We start from the raw sequence: 19588 nt of genomic DNA on the forward strand, positions 1-19588 counted from the left end.
TCACCGTCGGCAGTCGAGTACGTCACCTTCGGCGGGCTCGCACGTCACCCTCGGCATCCCGGGCGCTACCGTGTCCGACATGGCTTGGGAAATGTGGTTGGGGGTCGCAGCGGTCGCCATCTCCGCGGTCGCGCTCACCGTCGCGATGGCGGTCTGGTCGCAGCAGCGGCGCCGGCGCCGCCTCGACCCCCCGCTCGCGGTCACCGAGGCCGCCACGGAGGACGTCGGCCAGCTCATCGCGTTCGTCGCGAACCCGTCCAAGCCCGCGGTCGCGAACCTCGAACGGACGGTCCGGCGCGTGTGCGCCGAGGCTGACCTGCCCGAACCCCTGTGGCTCGAGACCACGATCGAGGACCCGGGCGTCGGGCAGACCCGCGAGGCCCTGGCCCGCGGTGCCGACATCGTCGTCGCGGTAGGCGGCGACGGCACCGTCCGGGCCGTCGCCGAGGGCATGGTCGGCACGGGCAAGCCCATGGGCCTGGTGCCGCTCGGCACGGGCAACCTCCTCGCGCGCAACCTCGACCTGCCCGTCACCGACCCGGACGAGGCCCTGCGCATCGTCGTCGCGGGCGCGGACCGCGTGATCGACGTCGGGTGGGCGCGCGTCCTGGAGTTCGCCCGGCCCGACGGGGCCCACGGGGATTCCGACCGGGGCGAGACCGACACGACCGGGACACCCCACGCTGCCGGTGACGCCCTCCCCGAGCAGGACACCGAGACGGCGCACATCTTCCTCGTCATCGCAGGGCTCGGGTTCGACGCCGCGATGGTCGCCGACGCCGACGCGACCCTCAAGGCCCGCGTGGGCTGGGTCGCGTACTTCGTCGCGGGCATCCGCCACCTGCACGGGCGCCGTCTGCGCGCGACGATCCAGCTCGACGACACGCCCCCGGTCAACGCCAAGCTCCGCACGCTGCTGGTCGGGAACTGCGGCAAGCTGCCGGGCGGCATCACGCTGCTGCCCGACGCGGTGCTCGACGACGGCATCCTCGACGTCGCCGCGATCGACACGCGGGGCGGGGTCGTGGGCTGGGCGCAGCTGTTCGGCGACGTCGTCATGCAAGGGTTCGGGGTGCGCAACGACCTGCCCGCGAAGATCGGCCGGATCGACCACGCGCGCGCCAAGCGCGTCCGGGTCCGGGTCGAGGGCGGCGAGCAGGCGCAGGTCGACGGCGACCTCCTGGGCAGGGCGGTCGAGCTCGAGGCGTGGGTCGAGCCGGGCGGGTTGGTCGTGCGGACCGCCTGACCGGCAGGCATCATTCGACCTGACGTACCGACCTATCGAGGAGCACCGCCCAGATGACCGCACTGCAGGACGCCCCTCGGCCGCCGGGTCTGGCTCCCTCGACCCGCACCCTGCTCAGCCTCGCCGCGGCCGTGATCGTCCTCGCGGGGGTCTACCTCGCGCGCGACCTGTTCGGCCCGCTGGCTCTCGCCGCTGTCGTGGTCATCATCGTGCAACCGGTCCGGGCCCCGCTCCAGCGGCGAGGGTGGCCCCGGTGGGCGGCCACGACCGCGACGATCGTCGTGGCCTACCTGATCCTCGGCGCGCTCGCAGCGCTCCTCGCGTTCGCGGGCGTGCAGTTCGCCGACCTCGTCGGGCAGTACCTCGACGACCTGTCCACGATCGTCGATCAGGCCACGACGTGGCTGGAGTCGTTCGGTGTCGAGGGCCAGGTCACGGACGCCGTCGCGTCCTGGCTCGACCCGAGCACGCTCGCGGGCTTCGCCGCGACGATCGGCGGGACCGCCATGTCGGTCCTCACGGCCTTCTTCTTCGTGCTCGCCTACGTGATCTTCATGGCGGCCGACGCGACGCGCTACCAGGACGCCCGCTCGCGCTTCGGCGGGCAGCGACCCGCGACGCTCGACCGCGTCACGGCGTACAACTCGGGCGTCCGCCGGTACTTCGTGGTTAACGCGTCGTTCGGCGCGGTCGTCGCGATCATCGACGGCGTGGCCCTGTGGTGGATGGGCGTCCCCGCTCCCGCGGTCTGGGCGATCCTCGCGTTCGTGACGAACTTCGTGCCCAACATCGGGTTCGTGCTCGGTCTGGTCCCGCCCGCGGTCATGGCGCTCGTCGTGGGCGGGTGGCCGCTCGCGCTCGCCGTCATCGCGGTGTACTGCGTCGTCAACGTGGTCCTGCAGGTGCTGGTGCAGCCCAAGTTCGTGGCCGACGCGGTGAACCTGAGCCTCACGCTGAGCTTCTTCTCGGTGGTGTTCTGGACGCTCGTCATCGGCCCGCTGGGCGCGATCCTCGCGATCCCGCTGACCCTGCTCAGCCGGGCGCTCGTCATCGAGGGGGACCCTGGTTCCGGCTGGCTGCGCTACCTGTCGGGCGACACGGCCGCGGCCCCGCCGCCGGCACGGTCCGAAGGCCCCGCGGCCGAGGCCGCCGAGGTCGCCGAGGTCGCCGAGCCAACCGATGCGCTCACAGGGGCGGCGGCCCCCGAGCCCTCGCAGAGCACCCAGAGCCCCGACAGCCCCGACGACCGTCCACAGGCCTCGACCGGCCCCTGACCTGGCCCGTCGCTCGTCACCGTGGCGCTCCCCATGAGCCGACCTCGTGGAGGAACGGTGCCCGACCCGCTGGTCGAGCGGGCCCCCGGAAGCGCTCACCGTACGCTGGTCCGGTGACGAATCCGGCCGCTGACCTGCCCTTCTCGCGACCGCGCACGCTCCGGACGGCCGTCGCCGCCCTGCTCGCGCTGGCCTGCCTGATCGGTACCGCCCTGCCAGGGCACGCCCTGTCCGGGGCTCCGGCGGCCACCCAGGGTCGGTCGGCGCTCGCACAGGCCCCGGCCGCGCCCTCGGCCGTGGAGACGACCGAGGAGGCGGCCGAGGAGTCGGCCGAACCGACGCCGACCATCCTCGTCGCCGTAGCGGGGCTGTACTGGCGAGACATCTCCCGAGCCGCCACCCCGACGCTGTGGAGCATGATCCGCACCGGTTCGGTCGCCTCCGTGAGCGTCGCTCGGACGGCCTGCACGATCGACGCCTGGCTGACGCTCTCGGCGGGTCAGATGGTCTCGACGGCCACGAGCCCCGCCCCGACGGACGCTGTCACCGACACGGGCGAGACGGATCCTGCGGACACCGGTTGCCCGGAGCTCCCCCAGCCGGTCATGTCGGGCCAGGCCGTCGAGGGACCCGCCACGGTCCCTGGCTGGACCGCTCTGACCCAGCAGCCCGACGACGTCACGACCCAGCACCCGGCGGGCACCGTCGCGCAGCGGCTCGCCGACGTCGGCGTCTGCACGACGGCGGTCGGGCCCGGTGCCGCGGTCATGCTCGCCGACGCGGCCGGGCACGTGTCCCGCTACGTCTCGGGGATCGACCAGATCCCCGCCGGCGACCTGCAGTCGTGCCCCGTCACCGTGATCGACCAGGGGGAGCTCTTCGACAGCACGGGACGACGGGGTGAGAGCCTCGAGGCCCTGGACGCGACGCTGCGGCGGATCGTGAAGGAAGCCGACCTGGGCACCCGCGTCCTGATCGCCGGGGTCTCGGCGGGGCCGGTCGGCGAGCCCGGGCCCCAGGTGGTGGTCGACTGGCGTCCCGAGGTCGCGACAGGCACGTGGCTCCACTCCCCCTCGACGCAGACGGACGGTGTCGTCCAGCTCGTCGATCTCTCGGCGACCGTCGTCCACGAGGCGGGCGGGAGCACCGAGGGACTCGACGGCGCCCCCGTCTCCCTGGGCGAGACCCGCCGCCTGGACGTCGCCCGGACGGTCGAGAACCGGCAGTACTTCACCGTCCTGACGAGCACCATCCCGAGCCTCTACCCGGTGCTCGTCGGCTTGCTGATCGCGACGCTCGTCGTGACGCTGGGCGGGTTGCTGTGGGCGCGCAGGGCGGCTCAGCGACGCGGCTCCCCGACGCCGGCGCCGCCCGGCAGGGTGGGACGGCGGGTCACGACGGCCGTCCTGCTGGTGGTCGCCTCCGCACCTGTCGGCGCGTCGCTCGCCAGCCTGTCCCGGTGGTGGGTCTGGAGCGCCCCGAACGCCGCTGCGACGCTCGCCCTGACCGCTGCCACGGTCCTGGTCGCCGTCGTGGCCTGGTCGTGCTCGCGCCTGCTGCCCCGACGTCCGTGGGCGCTCCCGACCTCGCTCGCGGGGGTGACGTGGCTCGTCCTGACGATCGACGGGGCGACGGGCACGACGTTGCAGCAGGCTTCGCTGCTCGGGACGTCCGCGGTGGTCAACTTCACGCGCTTCTACGGGTTCAACAACGTCACCTTCGCGGTCTACGCGGTCGCGGGCCTCGTCCTCGCCGGCGGCCTGGCGTCCGCCGTCGTCGCACGGGGGCGACGACTCGCGGCTTCCCTCGTCGTGGCCGTCGGCGTGGTGACGGTCGTCATCGACGGCTGGCCGGGGTTCGGCGCGGACTTCGGGGGGATCCTGGCCCTCGTGCCCGCCTTCGCGGTCCTCGCGCTCCTGGTCGGGAAGGTCCGGCTGACCATGCTGCGGATCGCGGTCGTGGCCGGGGTGACGGTTCTCGTCGTCGCAGTCATCGCGGTGGTCGACTGGCTCTCCCCGACCAGCAGCTCGCACCTGGGGGGTTTCGTCCAGTCGTTGCTCGACGGCGGCGCCTTCGAGGTCGTCGCCCGCAAGGCCGCCGGGGCGTGGAAGACCATCGCGAACCCGGGGGGTGTGCTCGCCACGCTCCTCGTGATCGGGCTGAGCGTGGTCCTCCTGCGCCCTGAGCGGTGGCGCCTGCCGGAGGTGTCCGCGGCGTACCGCGACTGGCCGCTGCTCCGGCCCCTGGCGATCGCGCTGGTGGTCGTCGCGGCCGTCGGGTCGGTCCTGAACGACTCGGGCATCATCATCGGGATCATGGTCGTCGTCGTCGGGTCCGCGATGATCGTCCCGGGCTTCACGGTGGACGCCGCCGTCCCGGCGGGCGGCAGCAGGGACGGCGGCAGCGAGGGCGACCGCCGTGACGGTTCCCCGCGCGCCGTCCACGCCGCGGCGGCCACGGCCCACGACGAGCCCGGTGTCCGGCGCATGCCCACCATGGTCGCGACGGTCGGTGGCGGCATGTTCCTCGTGGTCCTCCTCGCTTCGAGCGTTCTCGGGGCGGCCGGCGTGCGCTTACCGGCCGCCTCGGTCCCCGCCGGGACCGAGGTCGCCCCGGGCAGGTCCGACGTGATCGCTGCGGACCAGCCGCTGGTCGTGGTCGGCACCGCCGGGGTCACGTGGGACGACGTGTCGTCAGGGACGACGCCGACGCTCAACGACATGCTCACCGACGGCGCGGGCGCGGCAGGTGTCTCGCAGCCCACCGGTGCTGCCGGTCGTTGTGTGGCGGGTGGGTGGCTCTCCCTGTCCGCGGGTCAGCTCGCCGAGGTCGCGACCGAACGCGGGCCGGACGGCGCCTGGACCTGCCCGGACCTCTCCCCGGTCGCGACCGGGGAGGGTGCCCAGGTGTCGGGTTGGGCGGACCTGGTCTCCTTGCAGCCCGGCTCGACCTATCAGGCCCGGCTGGGCGTGCTGGGTGGTGCCCTGTCCTCCGCGACGTGCGCGACCGCCGTCGGGCCGGGGGCTGCTGCCGCCCTCGCGTCGCCGGACGGCAGCGTGTCGCGCTACCGTGACCCCGCCGTGGCGTTCGCACCGGGCGCCGACACCTTCGCGTGCCCCGTCACGGTGATCGACGCCGGTGACGCGACCCTTCCTCCCCTGGACCCGAGCCGGACCGCTGCCGAGCAGGCCGCCGACCGCAAGGAGCTCCGGGCCGAGCGCCTTCGCGCCGTCGACGAGCGGGTGCGTACCGTTCTCGACCGGGCACCGTCCCTCGCGACGGTGCTGGTCGTGGACGTGAGCGGCACCCCGGGTGCGCGCCCCGTCCTCGGGGTCGCTCTTGCCCGCCCGTCGCTCGACGGTCCGGAGCAGCCGCGCTTCCTCACGAGCGCGGCCACCCGGACCGACGGCGTGGCGCGGCTCCTCGACGTCCCCGCGACGATCCTGGGCGCGGCCGACGTGGCGCCTCCGCCGCGCATCCAGGACACCCCGCTGGCGTGGGGGTCGGTCCGGGCGCCCGACGCGGCCACGACGGCGGCGTCGCTGGCGGACCTGACGTCGCGCGACCATGTGCGACGCACGGTGTACTCGTTCTTCGTCGACGCCCCTCTCTACGCGGCTCTCGCGCTCGGGGTCGTGTGCCTCGCGCTCGCCCCGGTGGCGTCGCGTGCACGCTCGGCCCGGGCGCGGGCGTGGTGGGCGCGCGGCTGGGCGTGGGCTCGGGGGTCGGCTCTCGTGATCGCCGCGGTCCCCGCCGCGGCGTTCCTCACCTCGCTCACGGGGTGGTGGCAGTTCGCGAACCCGACGTTCGCGCTCGTCGTGGCGACGGTCGGTGTGACGGCGACCGTCGCGGCTCTCGGGGCCCTCGCTCCCCGTCGGCCCGTCTGGTTGGCCCCGGGGATCGTCGCGGGCATCACCTTCGTGGCGCTGAGCCTCGACGGGGTGATCGGCACGCCGCTCAACCGCGCCAGCCCGCTCGGGTCGGCGCCGACGTTCGGCGCCCGCTTCTACGGGTTCGGGAACCCGACCTTCTCCGTCTACGCCGTCGCGGCTCTGTTCCTGGCGGCCGCCCTCGCGCAGTGGCTCGTGCTGCGGCACCGGAGGGTCGCGGCGGCCGTGACCGTCGGGGTCATCGGCGTCGTCACGATGGCGATCGACGTGTGGCCCACGTGGGGTGCCGACCTGGGGGGTGGCCTGGTCCTCGTGCCCGCGTTCGCGGTGCTGGGTCTGGCGGCGTCGGGGGCGCGGGTCACGTGGCGAAGATTCCTCTCGGTCGCTGCGACGGGCGTCGCGGCGGTCGCCGTGGTGGGCGTCCTCGACTGGCTGCGGCCACCGGACGAGCGGTCGCACCTCGGGCGTTTCGTCACGCAGGTGCTGGACGGCAGCGCCTGGGAGACCCTTGCCCGCAAGGCCGGGTACGCCCTGCGCTCGGTCCTGGGCGGTGTCCCCGTGTGGCTCACGATCCTGGTGCTCGTCGCGGCAGCCGTGGTCCTCTTCGGCTCCCGGCGGTTCACGCCGCGGTGGTTCGCACGCACCGAGACGGCGTGGCCGCTCCTGCGCCCGGCCCTCCTCGCGCTGTGGATCGTCTGTGTCGCGGGGTCCGTGGTGAACGACTTCGGGGTGCGGATCGCGATGATCGCCCTCATCCCGGCGGTCCCGCTCCTGACGGTCGCGGTGCTGCACGCCTCGCCGCGGCAGGCGCGTGGCCCGGACGGGGTACCGGACGGCGTCGGGTCGGGTCGGCGTGAGGAGGGGCCCGACGACGGAGCCGCACCTCCCGACGCGACGGAACCTGCGGCGTCGGGCAGGTAGGACGCCGAAGCGCCCGGGCGGAGGCCGCCCGGGCGCTTCGGCGTGGAGGACTACTTGGAGTGCTTGCTGCCGCTCAGCGCGTCGATCGCGCTGCGCACGCGGCGCGCCCCGACCGCGAGCTGCACGTCGCGGTACTGGTTCGCGCGGTGGATCTGCCCCTTGAGGTCCGACCCGGACGGCCGGTGGCGCAGGTCGCACGGCACCTCGACCGCGACGTACCCCTTGCGGAGCAGGTCGATCGTCAGGCCGGTCTCGACGCCCCAGCCCCGTGCGAGCGGCGTCGCTGCCTCGAAGGCCTCGCGCGTCAGGCAGCGCATGCCCGACAGCGGCTGCGTGGGCGTCCACCCCGTCATCGACTGGATCGCGCGGCGTGCGGCGCCCACGACGATGCCGCGGCCACCCGCGCCGGGCTGGGGCGGGAGCAGGGCGATCGACATGTCCGCGGCACCGTTGAGGACCGGGTCGACGAGGGGCGACGTGTTGACGGCCGTCTCCCCCAGGTCGCCGTCGATGAAGAGCAGGAGGCGCGCGGGCCGGTCGGCGACGTCGCGCATCGCGACGACCGCGGCGCCCGTCTCCATGGCTGCGGCCTTGCCGCGGTTGTGCGAGTGGCGCACGACGACGGCCCCCGCCTCGCGTGCGACGTGCTGCGTGCTGTCCTCGCTGCCGTCGTCCACGACGAGGACCAGGTCCACGTGCGGGATCGCCTTGGCCGCGCGGACGGTCGCCGCGATGCGGCGCGCCTCGTCCTTGGCGGGGATGATCACCGCAACGCGCTGCTTCTGCCGTCCGCCGCCTGCGAGCGGCGCGGGACGCGGGGTCTTCGCCACCGGGAGCGCATGCGTCCCGTTCGCGGGGACGCCGACGGTCTCGCCGGTGGTTCCGGTGGTGGTGTTCTTTCCTGACTCGGTCGACCGATGGTCCGCGTTCACGCCGTCCAGCCTAGTAGTGCAAAGAGTTTCCCGCAGTTTGCCACACTCTTGGTGGCAAAGTCACGGCCGCCCCCGGGAACGGTGTGCCCGGGTTCTTGACGAGGTATTGCTGCCTGCACCCTGTCGGCGAGCGGCCGCGTCGTCGCGACCGTGCCGTGAGCACACGCCCTCCAGGAGCGCCCGGGGCTCCGGAGGGCGTAGGCGGAGGGGGCGTCAGCACCCGGGCGCCGTACCGGCGCCGCCCGGGTGCTGTCGCCCCCTGCCGAACCTCTATGCCCTCGGTGCCCCGATCAGCGCAGCGTGACCTGACGGGACACGATGCCCGCCCGCGCACGACGCTCGTTCGCGTCGAGCGGCTCGGTCACCGCGAGCGCCGCGTCGAGCCTCGCCTTGAGCTCCTTCGCGGGCTCCTCGATGTCGGCCGCCTCGGTACCGCGCGGCAGCTCCCACACCGGGACCAGCAGCCCGCACGAGCGGAAAGCGCCGACGAAATTGCCACCGCCGAGACCCGACTCCCGCTTGGCGTGCAGGCGAGAGATCGCGTCGATCAGCGCCTCCTCGCCCACGGGCCATGCCCAGCGCAGGAACTCGCGGCTCATCGAGCACCAGTAGGCCGACTCGACCGAGGAGAGCTTGACCGTGGGAACGATCGACTCCGACGCCTGGTCGAGCGACGCCTTGAGGTCCGGCGTGACGTCCGTCGACGGGTCGAGCCAGAACGAGAAGTCGTCGTGGACCGTGACGTCGAACGGCACCGACAGGTCCAGGACGTCCTGCAGGCGCGGGCCCGGGCCCGGCAGCTCGCCCAGCTCGATCGACGTACCCGGCTCGGCCTCGACAGCCTCCAGGAGGGCGGCCGCGAGGTCGCGGCTCGTGTCCCCCGACCCGGCGATGGTCTGGAGAGCCAGGAGGATCGTGCCGTCCTGGCGGTGCAGCGCGGCCCAGCCGGCAGGGAGGACCGTCACGACCAGGACGTCGTGCGCACCGAACTCCTTCGTCGTGCGGGCAGGTGCCGAGGCCGACGGGACGACCTCTCGCAGGGCGACCCAGTCGGTCTCCCCGGGGAGGCCCTCGAAGGGGCGCAGCACGAAGTCGGGCGTCGAGTTCTTGGCCATGGGGGAAGTGTAGTAGGACTGAACTGCACGCCGACCCGTGTGACGAATCAGCCCCTGACGCGCCCGGCGCGCCGATGGCGACCTCCCTCCTGATCGGCAAGGCTGGACCCGATGAGCACCACGCACCGCACGCCGCCCCGATGGGTCCGCTGGGCCCTCTCCGTCGTCGCGGTACTCGTCCCCTGCGTCGTCTGGGGCGTGACGACCGCGACCGCGGACCTCAGCCTCGGCCCCCACGAGGCCCGCTACGAGGTCACCACGGACAGCGTCGTCACGGTCGACCTGGGGCCGCTCGGCACACTGCAGATCGACTCCCCCCTGCCCGCCGGGCTCGGCGCGAGCGTCACGGTCAAGGAGATCCCGGCAGACCTCACCGCCGTCGACCAGGCCACGACGCTCGCCGGCCTCACGAACGACCTCGAGGGCTACCTCCAGTTCTTCAGCGGCCCGCAGGAGTCGATCGGGCACGCCGTCCGCGCCCTGATCCTCGACGCGCTGAGGCGCACCGGGTTCGCGATCCTCGCGGTCGGCGCCGTGGGCGCCCTCGGGTACGTGGTGCTGGGGGCGGCCAGACGGGACGAGCTGACCTCGATCCTCGCTCCCCGCACCTGGGAGATCACGGCGAGCGTCGCGATCGTCTCGCTCGTCGCCGGGTCGCTGTCCTCGTCGACCCAGGGCCGCGACCTCGAGACGACGACGCCCACGTCCGCCGTCTTCGCCGGCACCCCCCTCGAAGGAGCCCGCATCACCGGACGGCTCGCCGGGATCGTCGACACCTACGGGGGCATGGTCGTCGACTTCCTGCGGGAGAACGACGAGTTCTACGACATGGCCGACAAGAACCTCGTGGCCGCGTGGGACGCACGCGACGCGATCGACGAGGCAGACGCAGCGGCTGCCGCGGCAGCCGCTGCGTCGGACGGGGAGCCGGGCGCCGGGCCGGACGGGGAGCCGGGCGCCACCACGGCTCCCGGGCCCGACGACGGAGCGCCACCAGCGGACGCCGGCGAGGGCCCCACACCACCCGCCCAGCCCGGGGACGCGAGCCCCGCCGCGACCACCGGACCGTCCCCCTCGAAGACCCCCACGGACGACGCCGAGCTCGTGACGATGCTGCTCATCAGCGACCTGCACTGCAACATCGGCATGGCACCACTGATCCGGACGACGATCGACCGGTCCTCGGCGACCCTGGTCCTCAACGCGGGCGACACCACCATGAACGGGACCGCCGTCGAGAACTTCTGCGTCGACGCCTACATGTCGGCGCTCCCCAAGGGCACGACCATGGTCGTCGCCGACGGCAACCACGACTCGACCGAGACCTCGGCCCGCGAGCGGTCCCGCGGCGCGAAGGTGCTCGACGGCGAGATCCTCGACATCCAAGGAATCCGCATCCTCGGCGACAGCGACGCCATGGCCCCCGGACTCATCGAAGGCCCCACGACCCGCGGCGGAGGCGCCGTCGCGCAGGCCGCGCGCCTCACCGACGTCGCGTGCGAGGCCGACGACGGGATCGACATCCTGCTCATCCACACCCCACGCGTCGGCAACGTCCCCATGGAATCCGGCTGCGTACCCGCCCAGCTCTCCGGACACATGCACACACGCGCCGACCCCGAACAGGTCGGAGGCGGCATCCGCTACGTCAACGGAAGCACCGCCGGAGCCATCGCGAACGCGTCCCGCATCGGCCCCCTCAAGGGCACGGCCGAGATGACGCTGCTGCGGTTCGACCCCACCGAGCGACGGATCGTCGACTGGCAGATCATCTCCGTCACCCCCGACGGGGCCGCAGACGTCGGACCACGACAGACCTGGCCGCTCGTCGTGCCCCCAGACGACGAGGGCGCGGTACCTCCGTCGCTCCCGGGCGACGAAAGCACGGTACCCCCAGGCGATCAGAACACCGACGTGCCGCCCGTCGAGGACGACGCCCCGGTAGACGGAGTCCCGGCGGGATAGGACCCCGGAGCCCACCCCCGCTCGCGCGGGGAGCACCAGTCGCGTCATGTGGCGTTGCGTCACCTGGCGGGATCACCCCCGCTCGCGCGGGGAGCACACTGAATGACAGGCGACGATACCCTCGTTCAGGGCCTGTCCCATTCACTTCGTCGGGGTGTCGCGGTGGTCGCTCGGGTACGTCGCCCGTGGCGCGTCCTCATCTCCGCTCGAAACTGATGCGGTACCGTCGCCCGGCCCGGCTCCAGGTTCGTCCTGAGCCGGGGCGGGGTGGGGTGTCTCCGTCGTCGGACACATCGGTGCGCTGGCGTGCTGCTAGTTGCCGCACGATCCGGTGCTCTGCGGCGAGGACTCGAAATTCTGCGGTACGAAAAGAGGCTTCGGGACCGATGTACCGATTTCACCCTCGGCCCGGGACCGCCCCCGACAGCCGGGGGAGGAACACGGGGCTCGACAAGGCGCTACCGCTCGACCGGCAACCCCCGCTGCGACCACGCGACCATGCCGCCGTCGAGGTTGGTCGCATCGAAGTCACCCTGGTTGAGCCACGCGGCGGCGCGCGCCGACCGGCCGCCCGAGTGGCAGATCACGAGGATCGGCACGTCGGGGTCGAGCTCGCCCCAGCGGACGGGCAGCTCGCCGAGGGGGATGTGGACGGCGTCGGGCGCGTGGCCTGCGTCCCACTCGTCCTGCTCGCGCACGTCGAGGAGCACGACGCCCTCGGGGACGGGGCGCTCGGCGTCGAGCTCGGACACGTCGGTCGTGGGTACCTGAGGCGGGAACATGGTGACCAGCCTACGTTTCTGACGCGGGCGCCGTCGGGGTACGTTCACGGCCCAGGCCCACCCTGGGGTCCGCCGAACATGCGGTTGCCGTTCGTCGAACATGCGGTCAGCGTCCAGATCCGGCCCGATCACGACGACAACCGCATGCTCGGCACCGAAGCGACGTCTGACCGGCACCGACACCCCGAGCAGTGGCAGGATCGGTGCATGGACCCACGCGCCGGTACGCCCGCCCAGCCTCAGGACCTCATCGACGTGGACGCCGTGGTCGGCGCCTACTACGACCTCTCCCCCGACGTCGACGACCCGACGCAGAAGGTGGTGTTCGGGACGTCGGGCCACCGTGGGTCGAGCCTGGACCACGCGTTCAACGAGGCGCACATCGTCGCGATCACCGCGGCCATCGTCGAGTACCGGCGTGCGCAGGGCACCGACGGCCCGCTGTTCATCGGCCGTGACACGCACGCCCTGTCGCTGCCCGCGTGGCAGACCGCGATCGAGGTCCTCGCGGCGGCGGGTGTCCAGACGTACATCGACGCCCGCGACTCGTACACGCCGACGCCGGCCGTGTCGCAGTCGATCCTGCTGCACAACGGCGCGGCCACCGAGGAGGGCGTCCGCACGAGCGGCCCCGAGCTCGCGGACGGCATCGTCGTGACGCCGTCGCACAACCCGCCGCGCGACGGCGGCTTCAAGTACAACCCGCCGCACGGCGGCCCGGCGGACTCGGAGGCGACGGGCTGGATCGCGGACCGTGCGAACGAGATCCTGCGCTCGGGCGTCGGGCAGGTCCGGCGGGTCCCGCTCGAGCGGGCGCTGGCGGCGGAGACCACGCACCGGCACGACTTCCTGACGGCGTACGTCGACGACCTGGCCTCGGTCCTGGACCTCGACGCGATCCGCGGCGCGGGCGTCTCGATCGGCGCCGACCCCCTGGGCGGGGCGTCGGTCGAGTACTGGGGCGAGATCGGTGAGCGCTTCGGGCTGGACCTGACGGTCGTGAACCCGCAGGTGGACCCGCGCTGGGCGTTCATGACGCTCGACTGGGACGGCAAGATCCGCATGGACTGCTCGTCGCCGTACGCCATGGCCTCGCTCGTGCAGAAGATGACGGACCCGGACGCGACCTCGACGTTCGACGTCGCGACGGGCAACGACGCCGACTCGGACCGCCACGGGATCGTGACCCCGGACGCGGGCCTCATGAACCCCAACCACTACCTCGCGGTCGCGATCGACTACCTGTACGGCGGGGCCCGTCCGGGCTGGCGTCCGGATGCCGCGATCGGCAAGACGCTCGTGTCCTCGTCGCTCATCGACCGGGTCGGTGGTGGGCTGGGTCGCCGCGTCGAGGAGGTGCCGGTGGGCTTCAAGTGGTTCGTCCCGGGCCTGCTCGACGGTTCGGTGGGCTTCGGCGGCGAGGAGTCGGCGGGCGCGTCGTTCCTGCGCAAGAACGGCGGGGTGTGGACCACGGACAAGGACGGTCTGCTGCTCGCGCTGCTCGCCTCGGAGATCCTCGCGACCACGGGGAAGACCCCGTCGCAGCACCACGCCCGGCTCGTCGAGCAGTACGGCGAGTCCTGGTACGCGCGGGTCGACGCCCCTGCCTCGCTCGAGGAGAAGTCGGCGCTCGCGAGGCTGAGCCCGGAGCAGGTCACGTCGACGACGCTCGCGGGCGAGGAGATCACCGCGAAGCTGACGACGGCACCGGGCAACGGTGCGGCGATCGGCGGCCTCAAGGTCACGACGGAGAACGCGTGGTTCGCGGCGCGCCCCTCCGGCACGGAGAACGTGTACAAGATCTACGCCGAGTCGTTCGTCTCGGCCGAGCACCTGGCGCAGGTGCAGGACGAGGCCAAGCAGGTCGTCTCGGACGCGCTGGGCGGCTGACGCACGCGGTGAGGGTGCGGCGGGCCCTCAGTGCGCGACCAGGTCCTGGTACTCCTCGTGGAGCTGGACGAACGCCCGGACGAACGGGCACAGCGGCACGACCTTCTGCCCCGAGGCCCGCACCTGGTCGAGCGCGCCGCGCACGAGCGTCGACCCGACGCCGTGGCCGGCGTACGCGTCGTCGACCTCTGTGTGCGTGAGCACGAGCCGGCCAGGTTGTCGCACGTACGCGGCGAAGCCCGCCACCTCCCCCTCGGGGGTGCGTGCCTCGAAGCGCTCCTCGGCCGTGTTGTCCACGACCGCGATCTCCTGCGTCTGCTCGCTCACCCGTTCATCATGCGGGCCGGGATCGGTTCGCGCGCGCCCGGTGGAACGGTGACACTCGGTACGTGCCGACGAGTCGCCGGCTCCCCGGTCCGCACCCGCCGGGCGGGGCGCGTCGACCGGGGCGACAGATGGGAGAATGAGACGGTGGTACAAGACCCCCCTCGCGCAGCGGCAGACGACTCCCGCAACCCCTACCGTGTCGTCCTCAGCAAGCCGGGGGCGCTGAACTTCTCGGCCGCCGCCGTCGTGGCGAGGCTCCCGATGTCCATGGTCGGCATCGGCATCGTCCTGATGGTCCAGGGCATCTACGGCTCGTACGCCCTGGCCGGACGCGTGTCCGCGGCCTACGTGATCGCGCAGGCCATCGCCTCGCCGCAGATCGCGCGCTACGTCGACCGCGTCGGCCAGGCCAAGGTCATGCGCCCGCTGCTCGTCGTGAGCACCCTCGGGCTCGTGGGCCTGATCCTGGCCGCCGTCAACCAGGCCCCCGAGATCTGGCTCTACGTGAGCGCCGTCGTCGCGGGCGCGAGCATCGGCTCGTACGGCTCGATGGTCCGCGCGCGCTGGAGCCACGCCGTCAAGGACCCGCGGCAGCTCCACACGGCCTACTCCCTGGAGTCCGCGCTCGACGAGCTCGTGTTCGTCGTCGGCCCGGTCCTCGCGACCCTGCTCGCGACCGAGGTCACCGACTCGGCGGGCATCATCGTCCCCGCGGTCGCTGCCGTCGTGGGCGGCGTGTGGTTCCTGTCGCAGCGCCGCACCGAGCCGCCCGTGATCCCGGTCGTCCCGGGCGTCAAGCACGGCTCGGCGATGCGATCCCCCGGCATGATCGTGCTGGCCGTCGTCTTCGTCGCGATGGGCTTCATCTTCGGCGCGACCGACGTCTCGACCATCGCGTTCGCCGAGGAGCAGGGATCCAAGTCGGCATCGGGCCTGATCCTGGCGATCTTCGCGCTCGGCTCGCTCATCTCGGGCCTCGCGTACGGCGCACGCCACTGGGTCTCACCGCTGTGGAAGCGGTTCGCGATCGGCATGGTCGCCCTCGCCCTCGGCGTCTCGCTGTTCTTCGTGGTCACGTCGCTGCCCATGCTGGCCGTCGTCATGTTCGTCACGGGCTTCACGATCGCCCCGACCCTCATCAACGGCAACGCCCTCGTGCAGAACCTCGTGACGCCGCACCAGCTCACCGAAGGCCTCGCATGGGTCGGCACGTCGCTCGGGGTCGGCGTGTCGTTCGGGGCGTCGATCGCGGGCTCGCGCATCGACGCCGCAGGCGCGCACGCCGGGTTCCAGGTCGTCATGATCGCGGCAGGCCTCGCGGTGGTCGCCGTCCTCGCGTCGCTGCGGGTCCTGCGCCGGGGAGCGCCGCGCCCACACCTCGCCGACGACCCGTCGTGACCGACGCGACGTAGCCGCTGGCGCACCCGCGGTCTCGTCGAGTGTGCACCGTGACGCGGACCTGACACCCGGGCGTGACCAGCGGAACAGCCCCAGCGGCTGCGTCCCGCGGGCTCCCGACGCACGATGGAGAGGTCCCCAACCCTTTCGTGCGGAGGTTTCCCCATGGCTCTCGGACTCGGCCGGCCCCAGGACAAGCGCAACAGGACGGTCGCCGACCTGCTCGTCGCGCAGCTCATCGAAGCGGGGGTCGAACGCATCTACGGGATCGTGGGCGACAGCCTCAACCCCGTGGTCGACGCGGTCCGGCGCAGCCAGAAGGGGAAGGGCAAGGGCATCGAGTGGGTGCACGTGCGCCACGAGGAGGCCGCCGCGTTCGCCGCCGCGGCCGAGGCAGAGGTCACGGGGAAGCTCGCGGTGTGCGCAGGCTCGTGCGGGCCCGGCAACCTGCACCTCATCAACGGCCTGTACGACGCCAACCGCTCCAAGGTGCCCGTCCTCGCGATCGCGAGCCACATCCCCAGCACGCAGATCGGCACGAGCTTCTTCCAGGAGACGCACCCCGACCGCCTGTTCACCGAGTGCTCGGTGTACTCCGAGATGATCTCGTCGGCCACGCAGGCGCCGCGCGTCATCAACTCCGCGATCCACCACGCGTACGGCGCCCCGGGGGTCTCGGTCCTGACCATCCCCGGCGACGTCGCGGACCTCGACGCCGCAGCAGAGGTCATCGACGTCGCCGTCCACCCCGCCAAGCCCCGGATCATCCCCGACCCGGACGCGCTCCGGAGCCTCGCCGACGCGATCAACCAGGCCAAGAAGGTCACGATCTTCGCGGGCGCCGGGACACGCGGCGCGCACGACGACGTGATCGCCCTCGCCGACAAGATCGCCGCACCGATCGGCCACTCGCTGCGCGGCAAGGAGTGGATCCAGTACGACAACCCGTTCGACGTCGGGATGAGCGGACTCCTCGGCTACGGCGCCGCGCACGACGCCATGCAGGAGGCCGACCTCCTGGTCCTGCTCGGCACCGACTTCCCGTACGACCAGTTCCTGCCGGACTCCGTGCGCACCGCCCAGGTCGACACCGACCCCACGCACCTGGGCCGCCGGACCCGGCTCGACGTCGCCGTGGTCGGCGACGTCGGCGAGACCGTGCGACTCCTGCTGCCGCTCGTGAACACGGCCAAGAACCGCTCGTTCCTCGACGGCATGGTCGCCAAGCACGAGAAGTCCATGACGGGCGTGGTCGGCGCGTACACCAAGGACGTCGAGAAGCACTCGCCCATCCACCCCGAGTACGTCGCGGACGTCCTCGACCAGGAGGCCTCCGACGACGCGGTGTTCACCGTGGACACGGGCATGTGCAACGTGTGGGCCGCCCGATACATCAGCCCCAACGGCAAGCGACGCGTCATCGGGTCCTTCCTGCACGGGTCCATGGCCAACGCGGTGCCGCACGCGATCGGCGTCGCGGCCGCCCAGCCGGACCGCCAGGTCGTCGCCATGGCGGGCGACGGCGGGCTGTCGATGCTGCTGGGCGAGCTCATCACGATCAAGGCCTACGAGCTGCCCGTGAAGATCGTCCTGTTCGACAACGCGAGCCTGGGGATGGTGCGCCTCGAGATGCTCGTCGACGGGCTGCCCATGTTCGGCACCGAGTCGCCGCACATCGACTACGCCGCGGTCGCGAACGCGATCGGTATCCCGTCGGTGCGGGTCGAGCGCGCCAAGGACGTGCGCGGCGCGCTGCGCGGGGCCCTCTCGCGGCCCGGGCCCGCGCTCGTCGACGTCGTGACCGACCCGCGCGCGCTGTCCCTGCCCCCGACCATCACGGCCGGGCAGGTGCGCGGCTTCGCGGTCGCCATGAGCAAGGAGGTCCTGGGCGGCGGCATGGGGGAGGTCGTGTCGATGGCCCGGGCGAACCTGCGCAACGTGCCACGGCCGTAGGCCCGGGCCGGCCCGGACCCGGCCCCGGCCCCGGCCCCGGCCCCGGGGCCTCGGCGAGTGTGCAGTTCGGGCTGCCAGAACGCTCCCGGGACAGCCCGAACTGCACGCTCGACGTCCGGCGTCGGGCGTTCGACGCCCCTCAGCGGGGGAGGTAGCGCACGAGCAGGTCGAGGTAGCCGTCGCGGTCGAAGTCCTCGACGAGTGCCGACTGGAGCATGCACCCCTGGCACGCGCTGACGAACAGCGGCGCCTGCTCGGCTGCGAGCGCCGCGGCCTCGGTCTCGCCGTGGCCGTTCGTGTTCCGGTGCCACACCGTGAGGTAGTCCTCGAAGGTCCGCAGGATGCGGTCGATGACGCCCGCGGCGAGCTCTCGCAACGCGGGGTCGGTCATGGCTTCTCCCCAGAGCTGGACGAGGATCCGGGGGTCGCGGAGCTCACGCTGCACGCCGGTCATGAGGACCCTGACGACCTCGGCCGGGACCGGGAGCGGTTCGCTCGCGGCGAGCTTCTCGACGTCGAGGACCCGCGCGCCGACGATCCGGCTCGCCGTCTGGTGGACGAGCTCGGTCTTGCTCGCGAAGTAGCCGTAGATCGCGCCGGCCGACACCCCCGACTCGGCGATGATGTCCGCCATCGAGGCAGCTTGGAACCCCTTGCGGCGGAAGACCCGCAGGGCCGCCTCGACGATCTCTTCGCGGCGCGCGGCTCGGTACTCCTCGGTCACTCTGGGCACCGACCCACCATAAACCGAACGTTCGCTCTTGACAGGCACGGCCCGCGGGCGCGAGTCTTTAAAGAACGAACATTCGTTTTAAGGAATCCAGAGATGAACGCCCTGCCCCCTCGCCCTGGCACCACCCCCTGGCCGCGCACCCTCGGTCTCGCCCTCGGGCTCGTCGCCCTCGTGAGCACCCTGGTCCTGGCCTTCCTGTGGCCCTCGGTCACGGCCGACCCCCGGGACCTCCCGATCTCCGTCGCCGGCCCGGCCGAGCAGGTCACCCAGGTCGAGGCCGATCTCGAGGCGAGCGCCCCCGGCGTCCTCGACGTCACCGCCGTCGCCGACCGCTCCGAGGCCGTAGCGCTCATCGAGGCGCGCGACGTGTACGGCGCGATCGTCCTGGGTCCGGCTCCGGAGATCCTCACAGCCTCGGCCGCGAGCCCGGCCGTCGCCCAGCTCCTCGGCGAGCGAGCGGCCACGCTCCAGGCCCAGGTCGACGCCGCGGCGGCCGCTCACGGCGCACCGGTCGGCTCGGCACCAACGGTCGTCGTGACCGACGTGGTGCCCCTCTCCCCCGACGACGCCCGTGGCACGACCCTCGCCGCGGCCACGTTCCCCCTCGTGCTCGGGGGACTCGTCGGCGGCATCGCGACCACCCTCGTGGTGCGCGGCACGTGGCGCCGTCTCGTGGGGCTCGGTGCCTATGCGGTCGGCGGCGGACTGATGATCGCGGCGATCCTCCACGGCATGGGAGGACTGCACGGTGCGTTCCTCGCCGACTCGGCTGCCGTCGCGCTCACGCTCCTCGGGATATCGGGCACGATCGTCGGCGCCACCGCGATCCTCGGACGGCCGGGCTTGGCCGTCGGGCCAGTGGTCTTCCTGCTCTTCGCCAACCCGATCTCGGCTGCCGCGTTGCCCGTCGAGATGCTGCTGTCCCCATGGGGAGGCGTGGGGCAGTGGTTCCCGCCCGGCGCGTCGGTGACCCTCCTGCGCACGCTGTCCTACTTCCCGGGCGCCGACGCGTCGTTCCCCTGGCTCGTCCTCGCCGGCTGGGCGGTGCTCGGCACCGGCCTGGTGCTCGCCGGGGCGGCCCGTGGCAGGCCTTCGCGGTCGACGATGCCCACGGCGACCAGCATCCCCGCGGACGACTCTCTGGCGGCCGTCCGCTGAGGAG

13 protein-coding genes are annotated in these 19588 nt (G+C 72.7%); 8 read left to right on the forward strand and 5 right to left on the reverse strand.

Annotated features, from left to right (window positions below; translation table 11 throughout):
• Positions 1–79 precede the first annotated feature (79 nt).
• The 3 genes from IE95_RS0108315 to IE95_RS0108325 all read left to right on the forward strand — a co-directional run bounded on the left by IE95_RS0108315 (position 80) and on the right by IE95_RS0108325 (position 7331).
• Positions 80–1246, forward strand: coding sequence for a diacylglycerol/lipid kinase family protein (locus tag IE95_RS0108315; RefSeq protein WP_030151162.1), 1167 nt, complete (start codon positions 80–82; stop codon positions 1244–1246).
• A 53-nt stretch (positions 1247–1299) separates the two neighbouring features.
• The gene (locus IE95_RS0108320; RefSeq protein ID WP_084689974.1) at positions 1300–2520 is read left to right on the forward strand and encodes an AI-2E family transporter; all 1221 of its coding nucleotides are present in this window, start codon (positions 1300–1302) and stop codon (positions 2518–2520) included.
• Between the two features lie 113 nt (positions 2521–2633).
• Positions 2634–7331 carry a RodZ family helix-turn-helix domain-containing protein gene (locus tag IE95_RS0108325; RefSeq protein WP_051702895.1) on the forward strand — a complete coding sequence of 1566 codons (4698 nt, stop codon included), beginning with the start codon at positions 2634–2636 and terminating at the stop codon, positions 7329–7331.
• Between the two features lie 50 nt (positions 7332–7381).
• On the opposite strand, the gene IE95_RS0108330 is transcribed toward IE95_RS0108325, so the two are convergent.
• A complete protein-coding gene (locus IE95_RS0108330) occupies positions 7382–8161 on the reverse strand; it encodes a glycosyltransferase family 2 protein (protein WP_051702930.1) in 780 nt (259 codons plus the stop codon).
• Between the two features lie 392 nt (positions 8162–8553).
• Positions 8554–9378 (reverse strand): DUF5926 family protein, encoded by an 825-nt coding sequence (locus IE95_RS0108335; RefSeq protein WP_030151166.1) that lies wholly within the window; start codon positions 9376–9378, stop codon positions 8554–8556.
• A gap of 111 nt (positions 9379–9489) precedes the next feature.
• Between IE95_RS0108335 and IE95_RS0108340 the strand changes: the two genes are divergently transcribed.
• Positions 9490–11343: a metallophosphoesterase family protein gene (locus tag IE95_RS0108340; RefSeq protein WP_051702896.1), complete on the forward strand. Its 1854-nt coding sequence runs from the start codon at positions 9490–9492 to the stop codon at positions 11341–11343.
• A 458-nt stretch (positions 11344–11801) separates the two neighbouring features.
• Here the strand turns inward: IE95_RS0108340 and IE95_RS0108345 are convergent, their stop codons facing one another.
• Positions 11802–12125 (reverse strand): rhodanese-like domain-containing protein, encoded by a 324-nt coding sequence (locus IE95_RS0108345; protein ID WP_030151168.1) that lies wholly within the window; start codon positions 12123–12125, stop codon positions 11802–11804.
• 207 nt (positions 12126–12332) lie between these two features.
• Here IE95_RS0108345 and pgm point away from each other — a divergent pair, with 207 nt between their 5' ends.
• Complete coding sequence (gene pgm, locus IE95_RS0108350; protein WP_030151169.1) at positions 12333–14015, forward strand: phosphoglucomutase (alpha-D-glucose-1,6-bisphosphate-dependent); 1683 nt, start codon at positions 12333–12335, stop codon at positions 14013–14015.
• Between the two features lie 27 nt (positions 14016–14042).
• On the opposite strand, the gene IE95_RS0108355 is transcribed toward pgm, so the two are convergent.
• Positions 14043–14342 carry a GNAT family N-acetyltransferase gene (locus tag IE95_RS0108355; RefSeq protein ID WP_129429521.1) on the reverse strand — a complete coding sequence of 100 codons (300 nt, stop codon included), beginning with the start codon at positions 14340–14342 and terminating at the stop codon, positions 14043–14045.
• Between the two features lie 144 nt (positions 14343–14486).
• Between IE95_RS0108355 and IE95_RS0108360 the strand changes: the two genes are divergently transcribed.
• Entirely contained in the window at positions 14487–15740 is a 1254-nt protein-coding gene (locus IE95_RS0108360; protein WP_051702897.1) for an MFS transporter, read from the forward strand.
• 165 nt (positions 15741–15905) lie between these two features.
• Positions 15906–17693, forward strand: coding sequence for a pyruvate dehydrogenase (locus IE95_RS0108365; protein WP_051702898.1), 1788 nt, complete (start codon positions 15906–15908; stop codon positions 17691–17693).
• 139 nt (positions 17694–17832) lie between these two features.
• Here IE95_RS0108365 and IE95_RS0108370 read toward each other — a convergent pair whose 3' ends face one another.
• A complete protein-coding gene (locus tag IE95_RS0108370; RefSeq protein WP_030151173.1) occupies positions 17833–18426 on the reverse strand; it encodes a TetR/AcrR family transcriptional regulator in 594 nt (197 codons plus the stop codon).
• Between the two features lie 93 nt (positions 18427–18519).
• On the opposite strand from IE95_RS0108370, the gene IE95_RS20650 reads away from it, so the two are divergent.
• Positions 18520–19584 carry a hypothetical protein gene (locus IE95_RS20650; protein WP_051702900.1) on the forward strand — a complete coding sequence of 355 codons (1065 nt, stop codon included), beginning with the start codon at positions 18520–18522 and terminating at the stop codon, positions 19582–19584.
• The last annotated feature ends 4 nt before the right edge of the window (positions 19585–19588 follow it).

It is taken from the genome of Oerskovia turbata, assembly GCF_000718325.1.
GTDB classification, from domain to species: domain Bacteria; phylum Actinomycetota; class Actinomycetes; order Actinomycetales; family Cellulomonadaceae; genus Oerskovia; species Oerskovia turbata.